Below are 18,497 nucleotides of genomic sequence, written 5' to 3'. Positions count from 1 at the left end.
TAGAGGGCGTGTGACCGGTCGCCCATTCAGTTGGTCGTTTGTTGGCAAAGCTCGATGGCTTCGACGCTAGGATGTGAGGTGCAACTGTGAAGGCGCGATCCGAATCAGACGGCGTCGCCCAACTGAGTGGGGTGCGCTCCGAAGGAGCGGTGGCAGCGGAGCGCGAGGCGATGATCCCTCCGCAGACAGAGCGATCTTTAATAGCTCGGTTTCCGGCCTCATTTTTTGCCATCGGCCTTGGGACAAGTTCTTTCGCCGTCATGTGGCAGGTTGCGCATCAACTGTGGACAGTTCCCGACGGAATTGTTCTGGCGGTGGTCATAGTGGCAACGTGCCTATGGGCAGCCCTCTTGACGTTCTATGGATTGAAGTTGTGGTTCGCGCCGGTCGCGGTGCGAGCAGAACTCGCGGATCCCGTTCAGAACTGCTTTCCTGGTCTAGCGGGAATCGGGATGATGCTAACCGCAGTGAGTATATTGCCGTTCAGCGCGGCGAGCTCGACCATACTCCTGTGCATCGGCGGGGCAGTGGCGGTCGGATTTGGTCTTTGGCATTCGCAATTGATTTGGAAATCGGCAATCGCTCTGTCTGACGCGACGCCAGCCTTGTACTTGCCTGTTGCCGCCGGGTCGTTCGTCCTCAGCATTGGCCTATCGACATTTGGACATTCTGAATGGGCGCAACTAGCGTTGGGTGCGGGTCTGTTTTCGTGGCTCACAATCGATTCCGTGTTGTTCTATCGGCTCTATTTTGGCGAGCCGCTTCAAGAACAGATTCGGTCGACCCTGGGGGTCCAGCTCGCCCCTCCGGCGGTCTGCTCGCTCGCTTATACTAACTTGTCAGGTACCCCAGGAGACGTATTTGTCCACTGTCTTATCGGCTACGCAATGCTGCAGGCAGTTATCGTCGGCGGCGTTCTCCCGCGGATTGTCCGCCGTTTTTCTGCCGGTCTTTGGAGCGTAAGCTTCGGCGCCACCGCGTTGGCAACAACGATTGAAAAACTCGCCATCCGTGGCGACACAGGTTTGGCGACCGCCTTGGCTCTTCCATTTTTTGCTGCCGCAAACGTGCTAATTGCGTGGCTAACCGTTAAAACCATCATATTGGCTATGACCGGCTCATTACTTCCCGCGCCTCTAGGCGGGCAAGCGGGGCGATAGCAGACTGCAATCGTCGTCCGGTGGTGTCGAACAAGCAGACGCGATTGGCCTGCAACCGCAGCCAGATCGTTTCGTCGGGTTGCACGTTGATCCGCTCGTGAAACATAGTCACCACGGTCTGTCCTCCGACGCTCGCGGTCACGTGCGTTTCCGGGCCGAGTGGCTCAACGACAATGACCTGGGCCGGGATACCCGAACCTGGCGGTGCGATAGTGAAACATTCCGGTCTGATACCGTAAACCGCTTCCGTGCCGGATGGCCTTGAAACGCTGTCGGGCAGCGGCAGTATGGCGCCTCCATCGGCCATGAAAACGGGCCGGCCATTGGCGCTTCCGAAGTGGCCTTTCAGCAGGTTCATGGACGGTGAGCCGATGAATTCGGCAACGAACATGCTCTGCGGGTCGTCATAGAGATCGAGCGGCCGGCCGATCTGTTCGATACGGCCTCCATTCATCACCACAATCCGATCAGCCATGGTCATGGCTTCGACTTGGTCATGGGTCACGTAGACAATGGTCGTGGCAAGCCTGCGGTGCAGGCTCTTGATTTCGGCGCGCATGGCGACGCGCAGCTTTGCATCGAGATTGGAGAGCGGCTCGTCGAACAGGAAGACCTGCGGTTTGCGAACGATTGATCGACCCATGGCCACGCGCTGGCGCTGGCCGCCCGACAGCTGGCGCGGATAGCGATCGAGAAGCGGCGTCAGTCCCAGTATCTCAGCAGCTTCCGCTACGCGCTTCTGCTTCACATCTTTTGGTGCGCCGGCCAGCGTCAGCGAAAACGCCATGTTCTCCGCCACTGTCATATGCGGATAGAGCGCGTAATTCTGGAACACCATGGAGATGTCGCGTTGCTTCGGAGGCAGATCATTGACGACCTGCCCGCCGATGCCGATCGTTCCGCCGGTGATGTTTTCCAGACCCGCGATCATCCGCAGAAGCGTCGATTTAACGCAACCGGACGGGCCGACGAGCACCATGAACTCGCCGTCGTGGATGTCGACAGAGACGCCATGAAGCACCTCGACCGAACCATATGCCTTGCGCGCTTTATCGATCGCAACGTTCGCCATCAGGCCGCTCCGACTCGGATTTCATTGCACGATAAGGCGCCTTCATGTACGAGCAAGCCGATGCCGCCGTCGTGCAAAGCGTGCGGACTTCTGTCTTCCGCAAACAGCGAACTGCCGTCGGCGTCGAAGGTAATGCGATCGCCCTTGGCCGCCACTTTCATCGATATAGGCTTCTCGAATACGGTGTTGAAGCTGGTTTCAGCGAGCACCTCGGTGTCCTCGTCGCGGACGCGAACGATCTGCATCTTGCCGTCGCGGGTGACGCGGGCGCCATAATAGCGGCGTAGACCCTGCGCCCGGATTGCCAGACCGCCATAATTGCCGAGATGCATCATCACATCGCCCGACGCCTGGTAATCGGCCCACTGGCGCGTGCCATGAATGATGATGCCTTCCCCGTTGTTCTGCGAGATCCGGAATGCGGCGGGATAACGCTTGGAGAAGAAATCTGCGCCGTTGACCCAGGACATCCGCCAGAAATCGCCGTCACCAGCCGGGCGTTTCAGCGTCAGTTCAGGCGTACCATCCCACCTGACAAAGTCGACAAGCAAGCGACCATCCGCGCGCTTGCCGGTGCTGGAAATCGACAGGCCGAGCTCGGCGATAGGCTGGCCGCCGGTATCCGGGAGAACCCATTCGAGAACGGCCTCCTTGCCCGGCTCGATGATCTCCGGGGAGCCGTCGACATTGCGCAATTCGTCGTGCTCGTCGTAGACGCGCGCCCGCAGTCCTACCGCGACGGCACCGCGGTTCTTTTGATCGGCAATGATGCGAGCGCGCACGACTTGACCGGAATAGACGAGCGGCGTCGCCATCAGGTCGTAAGTACGCATGTTAAGCATTTCGCGCGGCGAGAAGGTCGGACTGGTCACCACCGCGACCTGCGTGGGCCCTAATGCATCATAGTCGATTGTGAGAGCACGGCTGCCCTCGAACTCCGCGTTGCCGACGCGCACCGCGTGGCTGACGGCAAGACCGGTCTGCGGCCTGAAGCCCTGCTGGCTGCCGGACAGCGAGAAATGGAACTGCGCGCCAGCCTTCGGAGCGTCGAGCTTTCGCCTGCCGCCCAACTGCAGGCCCAGATTGGTGAGGAAATAGGCCTGGCGGACCGCGTCGTTGATTGAGTTGCCGCCGTCGGCGGACGAGATCAGCATGCGGTCGGCGATCGGCCCGCGCCAGTCGGGGCCCTCTTCCAGCCCTTCGAGCCCGTTCATGATGCCGAGCAAGCAACCGACATTGCCGGCATTGCAATCAGTATCCCAGCCCGACGTGTTGACGATCATCTGTGCCTTCTGGAAATCCTGCGGCGCGTAGAGCACGGCCATGATCATCAGCGCGTGGTTCGGCACGACATGACAGTTGCCCGGATATTTGTCGTAGCCATAGTGATGCTCGATCTTCTCACGGGTGTCGCGCCAATCCGGATGCGCCTTGTGCCAGGCCCGGATATCTCCGATCAGCTTGGCGATCAGGCAGTCCTGGGGTATCTGGCTCAGGCCGGTATCGATCAGATGGTCGATGTCCGAGGAGCCGAAGGCCTCGGCCTCCATAGCTGCCCAGAGCATGGCGGCGTAAACGGATTCGCCATCATGGCTGACCTTGCCGGCCTGTTCGGCGAGCCTTGCGGCAAGTTCGGGCTGGCGCGGCGCGACCATGGCCCAGCCGTCGATGAATATCTGCGCGCCGATCTGCTCGGCAACGGCCTGACCGTTGGTTTCAATCGAGCCGGACTGCGGGGCGGGCACACCCTTCCTGAGATTCAGCCAGGCGGTATGTTCGGTGGAATTGCCGTTGCCGCCCCACCACAGGATCGCGCGTTCTTCGACGATGTAGTTGAGCCAGGCCTTGCCGATTTCCTCGGCCGAAAGGCTTGCCTTGATACCATAGTCTTCCAGCGCGCGAATGAATGTGAAGGTGCCCGCGACATCGTCGTCCGTGACGACGAGCGGCTGGTTCAGGCGCTCATGCACGTAGTATTCAATCGGGCCTAGCTCTGCCATTATCTTCTGGTACGTCCAGCCCTCGAAAGGGCGGCCGAGATAGACCCCCACCAGCTTGCCGAGGACGCCCGCATAGACGCGTTCGAGATAGTCGTTGGGAAACTGCATCGTTCACTCCACAATTCGAAACGGGATCAGCCCTTCACCGAGCCGCCGGCCATGCCCTCGATGAAGCGCTTCTGCATGAAGACGAAGAGCAGGACGACGGGTACGACGATGATGAGGGCAGCGGCCATGATCTCGCCCCAGTCGGAACTGTATTGGCCGGAGAGCAGATAAAAGGCGATGACAGCGGTGACGTTTTCCTGCTTCTGCAGGAAGGTCGTCGCTATCAAGAACTCGTTCCACGAATTGAGGCCGATGATGAGCGCCACCGTGAGGATGCCGGGCGAGACGATCGGCAGCATTACCCGCGAGAAAACTTGCCACGAGGTGGCGCCATCGACGATTGCGGCTTCCTCGAGTTCCTTTGGAACGGCGATGAAGTAGGTCCTCAGCAGCATCACCGCGAAGGGGCTATAGAGTGCGGTATAGATCAGCGCGACGCCGAAAATATTGTTGATCAGGCCAAGCTTGGCGAAGCCGAAATAGAGCGGAAAGATGTAGAGCTGGATGGGCGCCGTCGTCGTCGCCAGCAGGTAGAAGGTGAAGATCTTCCACGACTTGAGCTTGCGTCGAGCCAGAACATAGGCGGTTAGCGACGAGGTCGAGCAGACCAAGACGATCGTCGTGCCGCTGACGACAAGGGAGTTCACGAAGGTCTTCGAAAACTTCGCGTGGTTCCATGCATTGACGAAATTCTCCCAGCGGATCGGGTCCGGCAGACCGAGCGGGTTCTCCACGATCTGAGCAGCCGGCTTCAGGGAATTGAGCACCAGAAGCGCGATCGGGAACAGAGCGATGAAGGCGAGCAGGCCAAGAAGCGCATAGGAAACCGTTAGCGTCAGGCGGCTTTCGACAAGCCTCATTGCTCTCCCTCCCGCGTCTGGATACGGACGTAGAAGAAGGTGCCAACCAGCCCGAACAGACTGATGACAAGCGCTGCGGCTGCGGCCTGCCCGACATTCAGGTCGTAGAAGGCCTTGCGGTAGGCGAGGGTGGACAGGAGCTCGCTCGAAAATGCCGGGCCGCCCTGGGTCATGATGTAGACGAAGTCGAAGGCGAGGAACGACCAGATCACCGTCATGATCATCATGAGCGTTATCGTCGGCCGAATGCCGGGCAGCAGCACGTAGCGCATCATCTGGAAATAGGTGGCGCCCTCGAGCCGTGCGGCCTCGATCTGCTCCTGCGGCACCTGGCGGAGCGCGGCGAAGAAGATGACACAAAGAAAGCCCCACCAGTGCCAGAGATCGACCGTCGCGACGCCGAACAGCGCCAGCGGCGGTTGCGTCAGCGGATTGGGGACCGGCATGCCATATCTCTTGAGGACGCCGAAGACCCCGGTAACTGGGCTATAGATCATGCCTTGCCAGACGCGCGCGGTGATGGCGGTGGCGATGACCACAGGAAGGAAATAGACGATCTGGAAGACGTTGCTGCCGCGGCGCACGATCAGCAGCATCGATGCCGCAGCGAGGCCCATGACAATCGGCACGGTGAGGAAGACGGCGGTCCAGACGATGTTGTTGCCGAGCGCCGACCAGAAGACACGATCCGCAGCCAAGGCCCGGAAATTGTCGAGGCCTGCAAAAGTCGGCGCCGAGATGCCATCCCAATTGCAGAAGGCGAGAGCGACTGTCAAAAGTGCCGGAACCAGCACGATGACGACATTGATGATCATCGTCGGAACAATGTAGAGCCGATGCATGGAATTCCTCCGGGGGAGGGCGACGCATGCCGCGCCGCCCTCAGCGGTTTGTCAGGCGCGGGCCGGAATTGCAGGCACCTTGCCCGCGTCCTTTTCCTGCTTGAACGTATCGTCGAGTTTCTTGAGAAAGTCGGCGGATGAGGCTTTCTTGAGCCAAACCTCTTCCATGCCGCTGACCAGATAGGTGTCGGTCGCGGGCGGCAGGAAAGTCCACGTCGTATAGCCATATTTGCCCGCACCGACGGCGGCGGACAGCTTCTTCATGGCTTCCGTATAGAGCGGCAGCACCTTGTCTGACAGCTTCACCTTGGAGAGATCCGCAAGCGGCAGGTTCCATTCGCCTTGCCAGACCGAGTTCATCTTGATGTAGAAGTCGTCCTGGAACATGTAGTCGAGTACAGCGGCCGCACCGTCCGGATTTTCCGACTTGGCATTGATCGAAAGCGTCGAGCCGATCCCGAGCGGAAAGATGGGATCGCCGGACGCGCTGGGAAAGCCGACAAAACCCGGTTCGGCATTGTTGTCAGGGAAATAGGGCTTGACGTTGGTGAAGCTCCAGGTGCCCGTAGGCGCCATGCCTGCCTGGCCGGTGGCAATCTGCGCAAAGGCCTGTTCGGAGGTCAGCGAGAAGTAGTTATCGCCATAATAGCCCTTGTCCCACCACTCGGCCAGCTTGTCGATTGCCGCGACGAAGGCCGGATCCGTCCATTGAATGGCTCCGGTCAATGCCTTGTGGACGGTTTCCGGCCCAGCGATCGAGTTGATGGCAATCGATACATGCCATTCGTTCGCCGGACGCCAATCGGCATTGCCGGCGCCGAACGGCACGAGGCCCTTTCCCTTCATTTCATCGGCGAGGGCTTCAAGTTCTGCAATCGTCGTAGGTGCTTTCCAGTTGTTCTTCGCGAACAGCGTTTTGTTGTAGAACAGCCCCAGCGTCTCGTAGGTCTTGGCGAGCGCGTAGAGCTTGCCCTCGTAGCGGCCGAGATCGAGGAACAGAGGCAGCAGCCGTTCGTTCCAGCCGTATGTCTTGGCACAGTCGTCGAGTGACAGGAGTTGTCCAGCCTGCGCCATGGCGGCGACATAACTTGGGCCCGCGGTGAAGACGACGTCGGGTCCGGTGCCCGAGAGCATGGCGACACGAAGCTGCTTGTCGAGATCGGAGCCGCGGAAGTCGATGCTCAGGAGCTCTTCCGGATGGGCCGCGTTGAATGGGTCCACAAGCAGAGTCTTGAGATTGTCCTGATTTTCCGGCGATGCCGATTCATACCAGAACGTCACGGGATTTTGGTCGGCCGAATAGGCGACTCGCGGCAGGAGCGGCAGGCTTGCCAGACCAAGTCCGGCTTTCAGAATCGTACGGCGTTGCATGGTTTTCCTCCCAGTTTGTCAGACGGCCAGTGTCTAGATAGCTCGTGTCGAGCCTCGTTGGATAAGTTCGAAGGGCATTTCCAGCGCAGTCCCCGCACCGGTCTTCGTGCCGCGAAGCCGCTCCATTAGCGTCTGTGCCGCGCGCGCGCCCATTTGCCATTGAAACTGTGCAACGGTGGTCAGCGGCGGCGTGACCAGCTTCGCTGCAGGAATATCATCGAAGCCGACGACGGCGATCTCTCTGGGTATCTCGATGGCGCGCTCGCGCAGCGCCTGCATGACGCCGACGGCCATAAGGTCATTGGCGGCGAATATCGCGGTGGGCTGAAACGTGCTCGCAAGTATCGCTTCAGCGGCGCGTGTGCCGCCGATCTCCGAGAATTCCTCGTCAATGATCACATGGTCCGGATATCCTGCCCTGGCGAGGGCCGAGCGATAGCCATCGATGCGAGTGGCTTGGGGTCCACCGCGGCCGGCTACCATGGCGATACGCTTGTGGCCCTGGCCGATCAGATGCTGGGTGACTGCAAGCGCCGCGGCCCAGCTGTCGACATAGATGTCGTCGACGACGATCTCGCCGCCGCGCTTCTTGGAAGACTCGATCCGGACCACCGGAACCCCTGCTTCGACCAAGGGGCTGAAATCGCTGGCACGCAAAGTGAAGAAGACACCGATCACACCATCGACGCGACCCTGACGGGCCCAATCGAGGAAGTGCCGCTCGCGTTCCGGTGTGCCATCGGTGTTGACTGCGATAACGTCATAACTCAGGCCGTCCGTCACCGATTGGATGCCGCGGATCAGCGATGGATAAAAAGGATTGGTGATGTCCGGTACGATACAGGCGATGGTCATCGAACGGCTGGTCTTCAACGCCTGCGCAAAGCGGTTGGGAACGTAGCCCAGTTCCTTGGCAGTCTTGGTGATGCGTGCCCAGGTCTCCGCCGGGATCGAAGGAGCGCTGCCGCCCCCCAGCACCATGGAAACGGCGGCCTGCGAGACCCCCGCCGCCCTGGCCACATCCTTCTGTGTCGCTCTGCCGCTTGCCATCGGTTATCCGGTGATACGTATTACTGATACGTATCACTATCAGCTTTGGATCCAGTGTCAACAGCTTCGCGGCAGCTGGCTCGGTCCGGAGCGAAGCCGTTAGACAATCATTCTGCCCATGACCGGCTCCCTGCTGCCGGCAGGCTGCCTGAAATCGAGATCATGGAGCCCGCATCTTCGATGCAGACAGCGATGTGCACGATGGGCGCCAGAGGATGAAATTCTCAAAAATACGACGGCGACCTGGCAGGTTGCCAAAGGATGTTTGGGGTCTAATCGCCGTTAAGACCGGGTGACTGCTGCTCGCTCGTGGGGCCTGATTGGATGCAATCATCGAGGCTCCGCCAGCGCATCTATACCTTCGTCTGATTGGATCATAACGCGGCATTTCGTAAATTAAAATGCTGAGAAAACGCCCGCGCGGCATGTAGAGGGACCGAGATCATGACGCAACAATTGAGCAAGACAACCCGTCCGGATCGCTTCCTTCGCACTCCGACAGATCTGGGCTCCGACGCGACCCGCGACATCGCCGCTGGCCTCGCCGGTCTTCTTGCTGATGTGTTCGCCCTCTATCTCAAGACCAAGAACTTCCACTGGCACATGAGCGGTCCAAGTTTCCGGGATTATCATCTTTTGCTCGACGAGCATGCGGACCAGATCTTTGCTATGACCGACGCGATCGCCGAGCGCGCGCGCAAGATCGGCGGAACCACGATCCGTTCAATCTCCGATATTGCGGGACGCCAACGCATCCTAGACAACAATGCCGACTATGTCGCCCCGCAGGATATGCTCGCCGAGCTTCACGGTGACAACAAGCAATTGGTGGCTGAACTGCGTCGCATCCATGAGCTGTGCGATAGCTATTCGGACATTGCCACTGCGAGCCTGGTCGAAGTGTGGATCGACGAAAGCGAACGGCGCAGCTGGTTTCTCTATGAAATTTGCCGCGTCTGAGCGGAAAAGCGGGGCAGGGCCGACGAGTGTCCGCACGCAGCACCGGCAGGTCGCGCCTTCGGGGATCGCGTAACTCCTCTAAATGAGCGGCAAGGGCTCGCGTGGGACAGCCCGCTGACCGACGGTCAGGGGGCATCGATCCGCATCGACTGTTCAGCCCGGCACCGACTCAAACTCGTTTTGTCGGGCGGGGATGGCAGCGGCGCGGACCGCGTCGTTGGCATAACCTTCCCGGGTGGGCCGCAGCTTCGAAACCCTACCAGGTGCTCTTGTAATCCGAACGACGACCCGCCTAGCCGGTTTTCTTGGCAGATCGTGGCATGGTTACCGCGTCATCAATTTGGACACGTTTCGCCACTGCGGTTTTCCTATCTGGTGAACGCCGCATGTCTCCGGGCATGCGATGCCAATTTCGAGGCCGCACGGCCGACCGATTGTACCTAGGTGTCTCCAATACCTTCGGACAGCTGTTCACATCTGCGTGACTAGATTATCGTCACTGTTGACACGCTAACTCAGCGTGGATCGCAGATATGAGGCTCTTGATGAAGGGAAAGCCCACTTCAAAGGCGGTCATTGTCTCCTGAAACGGCCAAGGCCGGGTGGAAGCTCGTCTCTGTAGGAAGCCACTCAAGGTTGGCGCCGATTAGATTGACGGTGGGCTGCACTTGATTTGCGGATTTTCGCGGGTCAATTTCTCTCTCAGAGCACGGGCTCATTCTCCTACCAGCAAGAATCTTGATGGCTGAGGATTCCGAGTACGCATTGGAGCCTCTTCGCGAAGGGGCGGAGTTCACGCTCTACCGCGGCAGAGAGCACGGCAATCAGATACCGATCTTAGCGGTGGCGGTCGCTGCTGAGCAGCCGTCACTTCAGAGTCTGCGGCGGCTCGAACACGAATACTCGTTGGCGAGCGAACTTGATGCAGCGTGGGCGGCTCGGCCCATCGCGATGACTCGTCAGCAAGGGCGAATGTTCCTCATTCTTGAGGATCCAGGTGGTGAACCCTTGGATCGGGCAGTTGAGCAGAACAGGGGACACCCGATCGATCTGCTCCGCTTTTTGCGTACAGCCATTGGTTTGGCAGCGGCGCTGGGTCAAGTCCACCGGCGAGGCCTCATCCATAAGGACATTAAGCCGGCGAACACACTTGTCGACGACTTCGGTCACGTTTGGCTTACCGGCTTTGGGGTCGCGTCCCGCCTTCCCCGCCAGCGTCAGTCGCCTGAGGCGCCCGAATTTATCGCCGGGTCACTCCCGTACATGGCTCCCGAACAGACCGGGCGGATGAACCGTTCTATCGATTCTCGGAGTGATCTCTATTCTCTGGGTGTCACGCTGTACGAAGTCTTGACCAGCAGTCTCCCGTTCACCGCTTCTGATCCGATGGAGTGGATTCATTGCCACATTGCGAGGCGCGCTGACTCGCCCACTGAGCGGGTAAGGGAAATTCCTCAGGTGCTGTCGTCAATCGTGATGAAGCTTCTGCTGAAGACGGCGGAGGAACGCTATCAGACTGCCGGGGGTGTCGAGGCAGACCTGCGTCGATGTCTGGTGGAATGGCAGCTGCATGGTCGCCTCGAGCCATTCCCGCTGGCCGCGCACGACACATCGGACCAACTGCTGATCCCAGAGCAGCTCTATGGGCGCGAACGCGAGATCGACTCCCTGCACGCGTCCTTTGACCGGGTCGTGGCCGAAGGCACCTCAGAACTCGTACTGATATCCGGCTATTCCGGCGTCGGCAAATCCTCGTTGGTGAGCGAATTGCATAAGGTCCTGGTCCCGTCACGCGGACTTTTCGCTGCAGGCAAGTTCGACCAGTACAAGCGCGACATCCCATACTCAACCCTGGCTCAGGCTTTCCAGATTCTGGTCCGTCAGATTCTCGTCAAGAGCGAAGCGGAAGTGGAGCAATGGCGGGATGTGTTGGCAGAGGCGGTCGGCTTGCACGGACAGCTGATCGTCAACCTCGTTCCCGAAGTGGAGTTCATCATTGGGAAGCAACCGGCCGTTTCCGATCTGCCACCTCAAGAAGCGCAAAACCGATTTAAGGTGGTGTTCTGCCGCTTCCTTGCCGCGTTCGCGAGGCCGGATCATCCCCTCGCCCTGTTCCTCGATGATCTGCAATGGCTGGACGCAGCTACGCTCGACGTCATCGAACATTTAATCACGCACTCGGAAGTGCGCCACCTTCTGCTGGTAGGCGCCTATCGGAACGACGAGGTCGGTCCGGCTCACCTGCTTTTGCGAATGCTGGATACAATCAAAAACGCGGATGCAAGGGTGGGGGAGATAATGTTGGCTCCCCTTGGGCTCGACGATGTCAGTCAGCTTACCGCAAGTGCCATGCAGTGTGACATCGAGCGCGCGCGGCCTTTGGCGCAGCTGGTTCACGAGAAGACCGGCGGAAATCCATTCTTTGCAATCCAATTCTTGACGGAGTTGGCCGACGAGGGATTGCTGGTGTTCGACCACGTCGGGCATGCTTGGCAATGGGAAGTCGATCGCATCCACGCGAAGGGTTATACCGACAATGTGGTGGACCTCATGGTGGAAAAGCTGAAGCGGCTTTCTCCGCCCACCCTGGAAGTGCTGAAACAGCTCGCCTGTCTTGGCCACGTCGCCGGAATCGCCACACTGACTCTGGTACACGATGAAACAGAGGAAGCAATGCACGCGACGCTGCGGGAGGCCGTCTACGCTGGTCTCATCGATCAGCTGGATGGCGCATACAGGTTTCTACATGATCGAATTCAACAGGCGGTCTATTCGCTCATTCCCGACGAGCACCGAATTGACACCCACCTCCTCATCGGCCGCAAGCTGCTGGCGAACATGACAGGTGACCAGCTCGCCGAGCATCTGTTCAATGTCGTCGGCCAGCTCAATGGCGGCGCTGGGCTGCTGACTGAACTGCCGGAGAAAGCCCAGCTGGCGGCGCTCAACCTGCGCGCCGGCAGAAAGGCCAAAGCGTCGGCCGCCTATGTGTCTGCATGCGTGTATCTAGCGGCCGGAATGGCCATGCTCGACGAAAGAAGCTGGGACAGTCAGTACGAGTTAACGTTCGGCCTCTGGTCCGAACGTGCGGAGTGCGACTTTTTAACCGGCAATTTCGAAGAAGCCGAGCAATTAATAATGGATTTGCTGCAATGCGCCGCGTCGAAAGTCGATCTGGCGGCCACCTACCGTCTGAAGGTCCTGCTCCATACTCTGAAGTCGGAAAACGCCCAAGCCGTCGACAGCGCACTCTCGTGCCTGGGGCTATTCGGCATTGAAATGCCGGCGCACCCAAGCTGGGCGCAGGTCCAGGCCGAATACGAGACGGTCTGGCAGGTCCTCAGCGCACGCCCGATCGAAAGCTTGATTGATCTGCCCATGATGAAGGATCCGGAAATGCTGGCCGCGATGGACGTGCTGTCAGTGCTCCTCTCGCCAGCTCACCATACTGACTTCAATTTATGGTGCCTGCTCGCGTGCCGGATAGGCAAGATCACCATGCAGCACGGAACAAGCGGCGCATCCGCCCATGGGTATGCCGATCTCGGCCAAATCCTCGGACCAGTATTTCGCCGCTATAGCGACGGTTATCGATTCGCCGAGCTCGCTTGCGACATTGTCGATAAGCACAGCTTCGTCGCTTACCGTGGGAAGGCCTACCACGCGAAAGGGGTAGTGGCTGTTTGGACACAACCGATTGCAAGCTCGATAAATTGTCTGCAAACGGCCTTTCGCATAGCAACTGACACCGGTGATCTGACCGTCGCCTGCTACTGCATAGACAAGTCCATCACCGACTTTCTGATGCGGAACGATCCGCTCGACGCGGTGTGGCGCGAATCGGAAATGGGCCTGGATTTTGTCCGCAAAGCTCGTTTCGATGACGTGGCCACCGTTATCATGGCCCAGCAACGCTTCATTGCGACCATGCAGGGCCGTACCTTAACCTTCTCCACTTTCAGTGATGCGACGTTTGACGAAGCGGACTTCGAAGCGCAAATCACGACTGACGGGACGGCGACGGCGGCCTGCCTATACTGGATCCTCAAGCTACAAGCCCGTTTCCTGTCGGGCGACTACGTCGAGGCTCTAGCGTCAGCCGAGACGGCGAAAGAAATGCTTTGGGCCGCACCCGTTCATTTCCAGCAGCTCGACTACTTCTATTACGCCGCGCTGACCATGGCCACACTCTATGAGAACGCTTCGGCCGTCGAGAAGCGAGCATGGCATGATCTTCTGGCGCTGCACCTGGAACAATTGAGAGAATGGGCGGAAAACTACCCACCCACCTTCGGTGACAAGCATGCACTGCTGGCTGCTGAGATCGCCCGTATCGAAGGACGGGACGCCGACGCCATGCGGCTTTACGAGCAGGCAATTGGTTTGGCTCGCGACCAAAGTTTCGTGCAGAACGAGGGCCTGGCCTGTGAGTTGGCCGCCAGGTTCTACAACGCGCGCGGCTCCGAGACATCGGCCAATGCCCACCTGCGCAAGGCCCGGGGCTGTTATCTCCGCTGGGGCGCCCACGGCAAGGCGCGGCAACTCGATCGGCTTTATCCGCACTTGGCCGCTCCGGAAGGAGAACGTGGTGCCGCAATCGTTGGCTCCCCGGTTCAACATCTGGACGCAGCGAGCGTCATAATAGCCTCACAGGCTCTGTCCAGCGAGATCGAATTGCCCAAATTGATCGAGCGACTGATGAGGACCTTGATCGAGAACGCAGGCGCGGATCGCGGCCTTTTGATTCTGCCAACAGGGAATGAATATCTGATTCAGGCGGAGGCGCGAGCGACCGGAGATCAGATCGAAGTCACGATGCGTCAAGAGCCGATCACCCCGATCACCTGTCCAGAATCCCTCGTCCGCTACGTCATCCGTACGCGGGAAAGCGTGATTCTCGATGATGCCTCCAAACCTAACCTGTTCTCTGTTGATGACTATTTGCGCTATCGGCGATTGAAGTCGATCCTCTGCGTCCCGCTGATTAAACAAGGAGAGTTGACCGGAATTCTCCTCCTCGAAAATGCACTGACTTCACACGCGTTTACACCGGCTCGAATCACTGTCCTGGAACTCCTGGCGGCGCAAGCAGCGATCTCGCTCGAGAACACACGTCTCTATAGCGATCTCCAAGAACGGGAGGCGAAGGTTCGACGTCTCGTCGACTCCAATATCATCGGGATATGTATCTTCGATCTTGGCGGTCGCATCATGGAGGCCAACGAGGCCTTTCTCAATATCGTGGGATATACCCGCGAAGATGTTACTTCGGGCCTCCTCAGCTGGACCTCCTTGACGCCTGCCGAATGGAGAGGGGCTGACGAGCGAGCCTTGGCGGATATGGCTTCAATTGGTACCTACAGGCCTTATGAAAAGGACCTTCTTCGGAGTGACAACAAGCTCGTGCCCGTGCTTGTGGGTGGGGCGATCTTCGACGAACTCCGACATCAGGGCGTGGCCTTCGTCGTGGACCTGACCGAGCGAAAACGCGCCGAGGCAGAGGTGGTGCATGCCAACCGCGTAGCAACGATGGGCCAGCTCGCCGCGTCCATTGTCCACGAAGTCAATCAACCTATCGCTGCCACGCTGATGAATGCCGGAACCGCGATGCGCTTGCTCGCCCGCCAGCCGCCAAATTTGGAAGGGGTTAAGAACGCGATCGGCCGTATTATCAGCGACGGTAAGCGGACCGCTGATATTGTGAGCCGGATTCGTGACTTCTCCAAGAATGCGCCGGCTCGGAAGGAAAACTTGGAAATCAACGAGACAATTTTGGAAATTGCGGCACTAGCCCGTATCCCAATGTTAGAGAGAGGCGTCTTGGCGAAGATGCAACTGGCAGACGGGCTGCCGCATATTTTCGGGGACAGAGTCCAGTTGCAACAGGTGATTCTGAACTTAATCATGAACGCCATCGAAGCCATGAGCGAGATTGAGCAGGGATTGCGCGAATTGACGATCAGGACCAGCAAGGCTGAGTCAGGCGGCGCCCTTCTCTCGGTAAGTGATACGGGCCCGGGTCTGTCTCAGGCTAACCCGGAGAGCATCTTTGAAGCGTTTTACACGACCAAGTCCAACGGTTTGGGGATGGGATTGCCGATCTGTCGCTCGATCGTGGACGCGCATGGTGGCAGGCTCTGGGCAACGCCGAACAAACCTCATGGCGCCGTGTTTTCCGTGATGCTGCCAATTGGGGAAAAACCGCTTTAAGAGCGGCGCGCACCAAACACCATTCAGTGACGGTCTCCTCTTAATTCAAGGTGATCGACTTCTGTCAGCGCTCGGGCGATCTTGCGGCTGTAGGCGTCCTTGCGGAGGCTTCCGACCAGCACGGCCACTTTGATTGGGCTTCCCAATGACACCTTGACCCTCCTCGCAGTCCGCAAGCCCACCGAGGCCACACCGATGCAGCACGAGGAAACGCCAGGTTTGGCGACTGGTCTATTGAACGTACGTGTTGGCGGCGTTCGGCGGTAGATGGTGCTGCAGCAGGTAGCTCGCCGGATTCACCGGTGACGAACTGGCAAGAGCCGATCCGCCGTCAGGCGTTCGCGTACCACCAGCCGGCGGGACGAGCCGCATCGCGGGTATTCCTGGCAACAGCCTCGATCCGAGATGCTATCACGCGGCTGACACAGGGCCCGCGAGGGCTCGAGCGCGCGCCGCGACGACCAGACACCTCTTCCGGCGGGTTTGCATCACATGAAGCCGGTTCTCCTACCCAGCAAGACAGGTCCCGCCACAATCCCCAGCGAGGCGATGGGCCGTGCCCATGTGGCAGCGCTCGTTTGCATCAGGGCAGACGTCGGCTGGCCAGCATGTCGAGCGAAACCTGCCAGAGGCGAGCCGCCTTCTGCGGATCGATCGCGTAGTCGGCGACACCACGGCGAACCCCCGGCTGGTGTGGACCGGCTTCGTTGGAGTCCTCAAAATAGCGCCCCGAGACGCCATTGACGAGCGGCGAGGTTGCCAGGAAGACCGATGTGGCGGCGCCCTGTTCGACGTTCTTCCAGGAGACGACGGTGCTAGCCGGTTCGAAGCTCACTGGCCCGGCGGTAGGCGTGTCCATAAAGCGGGTCAAGCGGGTGCCGAGGATGCGGCCCGGATTGAGGGCGTTCACTGTGATGCCGTCGGCCGCCCAGCGTCGCGCCGCCTCTACCGCGAAGAGAATGTTGGCGGTCTTCGATTGGCTGTAGGCCGCCCAGGAGTCGTAGGGGCGCCGTTCGAAGTTGATGTCGTCGAAGTCTACCTCGGCGTTGATGTGGCCCACCGAACTAACCACCACCACACGTGCGCGGAAGGTGCTCCGCAAGAAATCGTGGAGACCGGTCGTTAGGGCGAAGTGGCCGAGGTGGTTGGTGGCAAACTGCAATTCCCAGCCTTCTCGCGTCCGCCGCTCGGGTGAGGCCATGATGCCGGCGTTGTTGACCAAGATGTCGAGGGGGCCGCGCCACCCTGACACGAAGTCAGCCACGGAGATCTGGTCGGCGAGATCCAGTCCGACCACTGGCACGTCGCGGTTGCCCGTGGTCGCCGTGATATCTTCCGCGACCCGTTGGCCTGCGTCGATATCCCTGACCGCGAGCGCTACCTCCGCGCCGGCGCCCGCGAGCGCGCGGGCGGTCTCGACCCCGATCCCGGACGAGGCCCCGGTCACAACTGCGCGCTTGCCCCGGAGGTCAATACCTTGGATCACGTCAGCTGCCGTCGACTGCGCGCCAAACCGACTGGTGATCCGGCCGACGATTGCGTGGGCTTTGATGGTAGGGAAGTCTGGATCGGTCATTGCAAATTCCAGTGTATCCGATAGTCCACCAGCCGCGAGGGCCGTCGGATGCGGCGGAGAAGGGATTCCCGCACTGACAGGCTCTCGATGGCGCCGCGAAAATCGTCTGGTGCTATCCGTAAACTTCTTTGCATAGCTCCCGGCATACTCCATCGGGGTCGCCTTCAAGGTGATGCAGGACACAAAGTCGACGACGCTCCGATGCGAGTTCATCCCCCCAGTGAAGCAGCCCGCGGGACACCACTATTTTGCGTCGGCCGCCGCATCCTCGATTAGCGCGGCAACCTCATGGGGACGGGAGACCATCACCACGTGTGAGGCTCCCGCGATGACCACGACCTTCCGGGCATGGGCGCGCTCAGCCATGAACGCCATCGCGGCGGGCGGGATGTTGCGGTCTGCGGCACCGTAGATCCACCAAGATGGGATTGTCTTCCAGGCCGCGCGAACCGCCCGATCGGCCAAGGCGGCCTGCGTCACCGGTCGCTGCGCCGCAGCCATTAATCGTGCGTCGGCCGTTGGAACGTCGGCTGCAAATTGCTCCGGGAACTTGTCCTGCTGGATATATAGGTCCTGCTCGCCAGTTGGTAGGTTGATCGGGGGCGCCAGCGTCGGCCCGAGCGTGCTTCCCGGAAACTTGCCGGTCAGTCCGAGGCTACTCTCGCCGATGTCGGGCGCGAACCCTGCCACATAGACGAGCGCCTTCACTTTGCTCTGCTCGTCCGCCACTGCGGAGATCACCGCCCCTCCATAGGAATGGCCGACGAGGACCACCGGCCCTTCTACGGAAGCAACCACGCTTGCCACCTGGGCCGCATCACCACCTAGACTGCGCAACGGATTAGCCGCCGCGATGACCGCGAACCCGTCGCGGGTCAGCTCCGCGACTACTCCATTCCAACTGGCGGACTCTGCGAAGGCGCCGTGAACAAGGACGATCGTCGGTCTTCGCTCCCCGGCCAGAGCCGCCGCCGTAAGGTTCAACGCCGCAGCGATCGCAATGGTCTTCATAAAAGTTTTCATAATGGATTCTCCAAAAATACCCGGAGGGAGTAGAGCCGTGCTGCGAACCCAAATCCACTAGACCAAGGTGTCGCCAATACCTTTGTCTCCAAGATCGCTACAACCGTGACGCGGCCCGCCAGCCGTCCGCCGTCCGCAAAAACGGTCTCTTCCGACCACCGGATATGCAATTCGTCAGGGTCTAAGTGTCCGTTCCAAAAAGAGTTGAGTGATTTCAGCAGGTTGTGATTCTGTCGGATTTGCGAGATTCGATGGAGATCACGAT

12 protein-coding genes are annotated in these 18,497 nt (G+C 59.6%); 3 read left to right on the top strand and 9 right to left on the bottom strand.

Translation table 11 applies throughout. The features are described from left to right. Positions 1 to 86 precede the first annotated feature (86 nt). Positions 87 to 1,160, top strand: coding sequence for an SLAC1 family transporter (locus NKJ46_RS31895; RefSeq protein WP_352670903.1), 1,074 nt, complete (start codon positions 87 to 89; stop codon positions 1,158 to 1,160). Here NKJ46_RS31895 and NKJ46_RS31890 read toward each other — a convergent pair. The 6 genes from NKJ46_RS31890 to NKJ46_RS31865 are packed head-to-tail and all read right to left on the bottom strand — an operon-like array spanning position 1,108 to position 8,463. Beyond that, positions 1,108 to 2,232, bottom strand: a complete 1,125-nt coding sequence (locus NKJ46_RS31890) for an ABC transporter ATP-binding protein (RefSeq protein ID WP_352670900.1) — start codon at positions 2,230 to 2,232, stop codon at positions 1,108 to 1,110. The two genes, NKJ46_RS31895 and NKJ46_RS31890, sit on opposite strands and share 53 nt — an antisense overlap. Continuing rightward, positions 2,232 to 4,340: an ADP-ribosylglycohydrolase family protein gene (locus tag NKJ46_RS31885; protein ID WP_352670897.1), complete on the bottom strand. Its 2,109-nt coding sequence runs from the start codon at positions 4,338 to 4,340 to the stop codon at positions 2,232 to 2,234. Before NKJ46_RS31885 ends, NKJ46_RS31890 begins: the two co-directional genes overlap by 1 nt. Before the next feature lie 26 nt (positions 4,341 to 4,366). Further along, positions 4,367 to 5,200 carry a carbohydrate ABC transporter permease gene (locus NKJ46_RS31880; protein ID WP_352647141.1) on the bottom strand — a complete coding sequence of 278 codons (834 nt, stop codon included), beginning with the start codon at positions 5,198 to 5,200 and terminating at the stop codon, positions 4,367 to 4,369. Further along, complete coding sequence (locus NKJ46_RS31875) at positions 5,197 to 6,042, bottom strand: carbohydrate ABC transporter permease (protein WP_352670894.1); 846 nt, start codon at positions 6,040 to 6,042, stop codon at positions 5,197 to 5,199. Before NKJ46_RS31875 ends, NKJ46_RS31880 begins: the two co-directional genes overlap by 4 nt. Positions 6,043 to 6,093: 51 nt before the next feature. After that, positions 6,094 to 7,413 (bottom strand): ABC transporter substrate-binding protein, encoded by a 1,320-nt coding sequence (locus NKJ46_RS31870; protein ID WP_352670892.1) that lies wholly within the window; start codon positions 7,411 to 7,413, stop codon positions 6,094 to 6,096. Positions 7,414 to 7,446: 33 nt separating this feature from the next. Then, positions 7,447 to 8,463, bottom strand: a complete 1,017-nt coding sequence (locus tag NKJ46_RS31865; RefSeq protein WP_352670889.1) for a LacI family DNA-binding transcriptional regulator — start codon at positions 8,461 to 8,463, stop codon at positions 7,447 to 7,449. Positions 8,464 to 8,907: 444 nt separating this feature from the next. Here NKJ46_RS31865 and NKJ46_RS31860 point away from each other — a divergent pair, with 444 nt between their 5' ends. Next, entirely contained in the window at positions 8,908 to 9,423 is a 516-nt protein-coding gene (locus tag NKJ46_RS31860) for a Dps family protein (protein ID WP_352647147.1), read from the top strand. 741 nt (positions 9,424 to 10,164) lie between these two features. After that, on the top strand, positions 10,165 to 15,633 hold the full coding sequence (locus tag NKJ46_RS31855; protein ID WP_352670886.1) for an AAA family ATPase: 5,469 nt from the start codon (positions 10,165 to 10,167) through the stop codon (positions 15,631 to 15,633). A gap of 583 nt (positions 15,634 to 16,216) precedes the next feature. Here NKJ46_RS31855 and NKJ46_RS31850 read toward each other — a convergent pair. The 3 genes from NKJ46_RS31850 to NKJ46_RS31840 all read right to left on the bottom strand — a co-directional run. Beyond that, positions 16,217 to 17,209, bottom strand: a complete 993-nt coding sequence (locus tag NKJ46_RS31850) for an SDR family NAD(P)-dependent oxidoreductase (RefSeq protein WP_352670883.1) — start codon at positions 17,207 to 17,209, stop codon at positions 16,217 to 16,219. A gap of 243 nt (positions 17,210 to 17,452) precedes the next feature. After that, positions 17,453 to 18,232, bottom strand: coding sequence for an alpha/beta fold hydrolase (locus tag NKJ46_RS31845; protein ID WP_352647154.1), 780 nt, complete (start codon positions 18,230 to 18,232; stop codon positions 17,453 to 17,455). Then, positions 18,229 to 18,497: hypothetical protein (locus NKJ46_RS31840; RefSeq protein WP_352670880.1), on the bottom strand; the 269-nt coding region annotated here is incomplete at its 5' end. The genes NKJ46_RS31840 and NKJ46_RS31845, both read right to left, overlap by 4 nt.

The sequence above is a fragment of the Mesorhizobium sp. M0166 genome (assembly GCF_040322255.1).
Classification (GTDB): Bacteria; Pseudomonadota; Alphaproteobacteria; order Rhizobiales; family Rhizobiaceae; genus Mesorhizobium.
The sequence above is the reverse complement of the archived record's forward strand: the minus strand, read 5'-3'. Positions and strand labels throughout refer to the sequence as shown.

What these genes read in the sequence shown, in the direction of transcription:
- NKJ46_RS31890 (WP_352670900.1), bottom strand. Translation starts at nt 2,232, where the DNA reads ATGGCGAACGTTGCGATCGATAAAGCGCGCAAGGCATATGGTTCGGTC.
- NKJ46_RS31885 (WP_352670897.1), bottom strand. Translation starts at nt 4,340, where the DNA reads ATGCAGTTTCCCAACGACTATCTCGAACGCGTCTATGCGGGCGTCCTC.
- NKJ46_RS31880 (WP_352647141.1), bottom strand. Translation starts at nt 5,200, where the DNA reads ATGAGGCTTGTCGAAAGCCGCCTGACGCTAACGGTTTCCTATGCGCTT.
- NKJ46_RS31875 (WP_352670894.1), bottom strand. Translation starts at nt 6,042, where the DNA reads ATGCATCGGCTCTACATTGTTCCGACGATGATCATCAATGTCGTCATC.
- NKJ46_RS31870 (WP_352670892.1), bottom strand. Translation starts at nt 7,413, where the DNA reads ATGCAACGCCGTACGATTCTGAAAGCCGGACTTGGTCTGGCAAGCCTG.
- NKJ46_RS31865 (WP_352670889.1), bottom strand. Translation starts at nt 8,463, where the DNA reads ATGGCAAGCGGCAGAGCGACACAGAAGGATGTGGCCAGGGCGGCGGGG.
- NKJ46_RS31860 (WP_352647147.1), top strand. Translation starts at nt 8,908, where the DNA reads ATGACGCAACAATTGAGCAAGACAACCCGTCCGGATCGCTTCCTTCGC.
- NKJ46_RS31855 (WP_352670886.1), top strand. Translation starts at nt 10,165, where the DNA reads ATGGCTGAGGATTCCGAGTACGCATTGGAGCCTCTTCGCGAAGGGGCG.
- NKJ46_RS31850 (WP_352670883.1), bottom strand. Translation starts at nt 17,209, where the DNA reads ATGACCGATCCAGACTTCCCTACCATCAAAGCCCACGCAATCGTCGGC.
- NKJ46_RS31845 (WP_352647154.1), bottom strand. Translation starts at nt 18,232, where the DNA reads ATGAAAACTTTTATGAAGACCATTGCGATCGCTGCGGCGTTGAACCTT.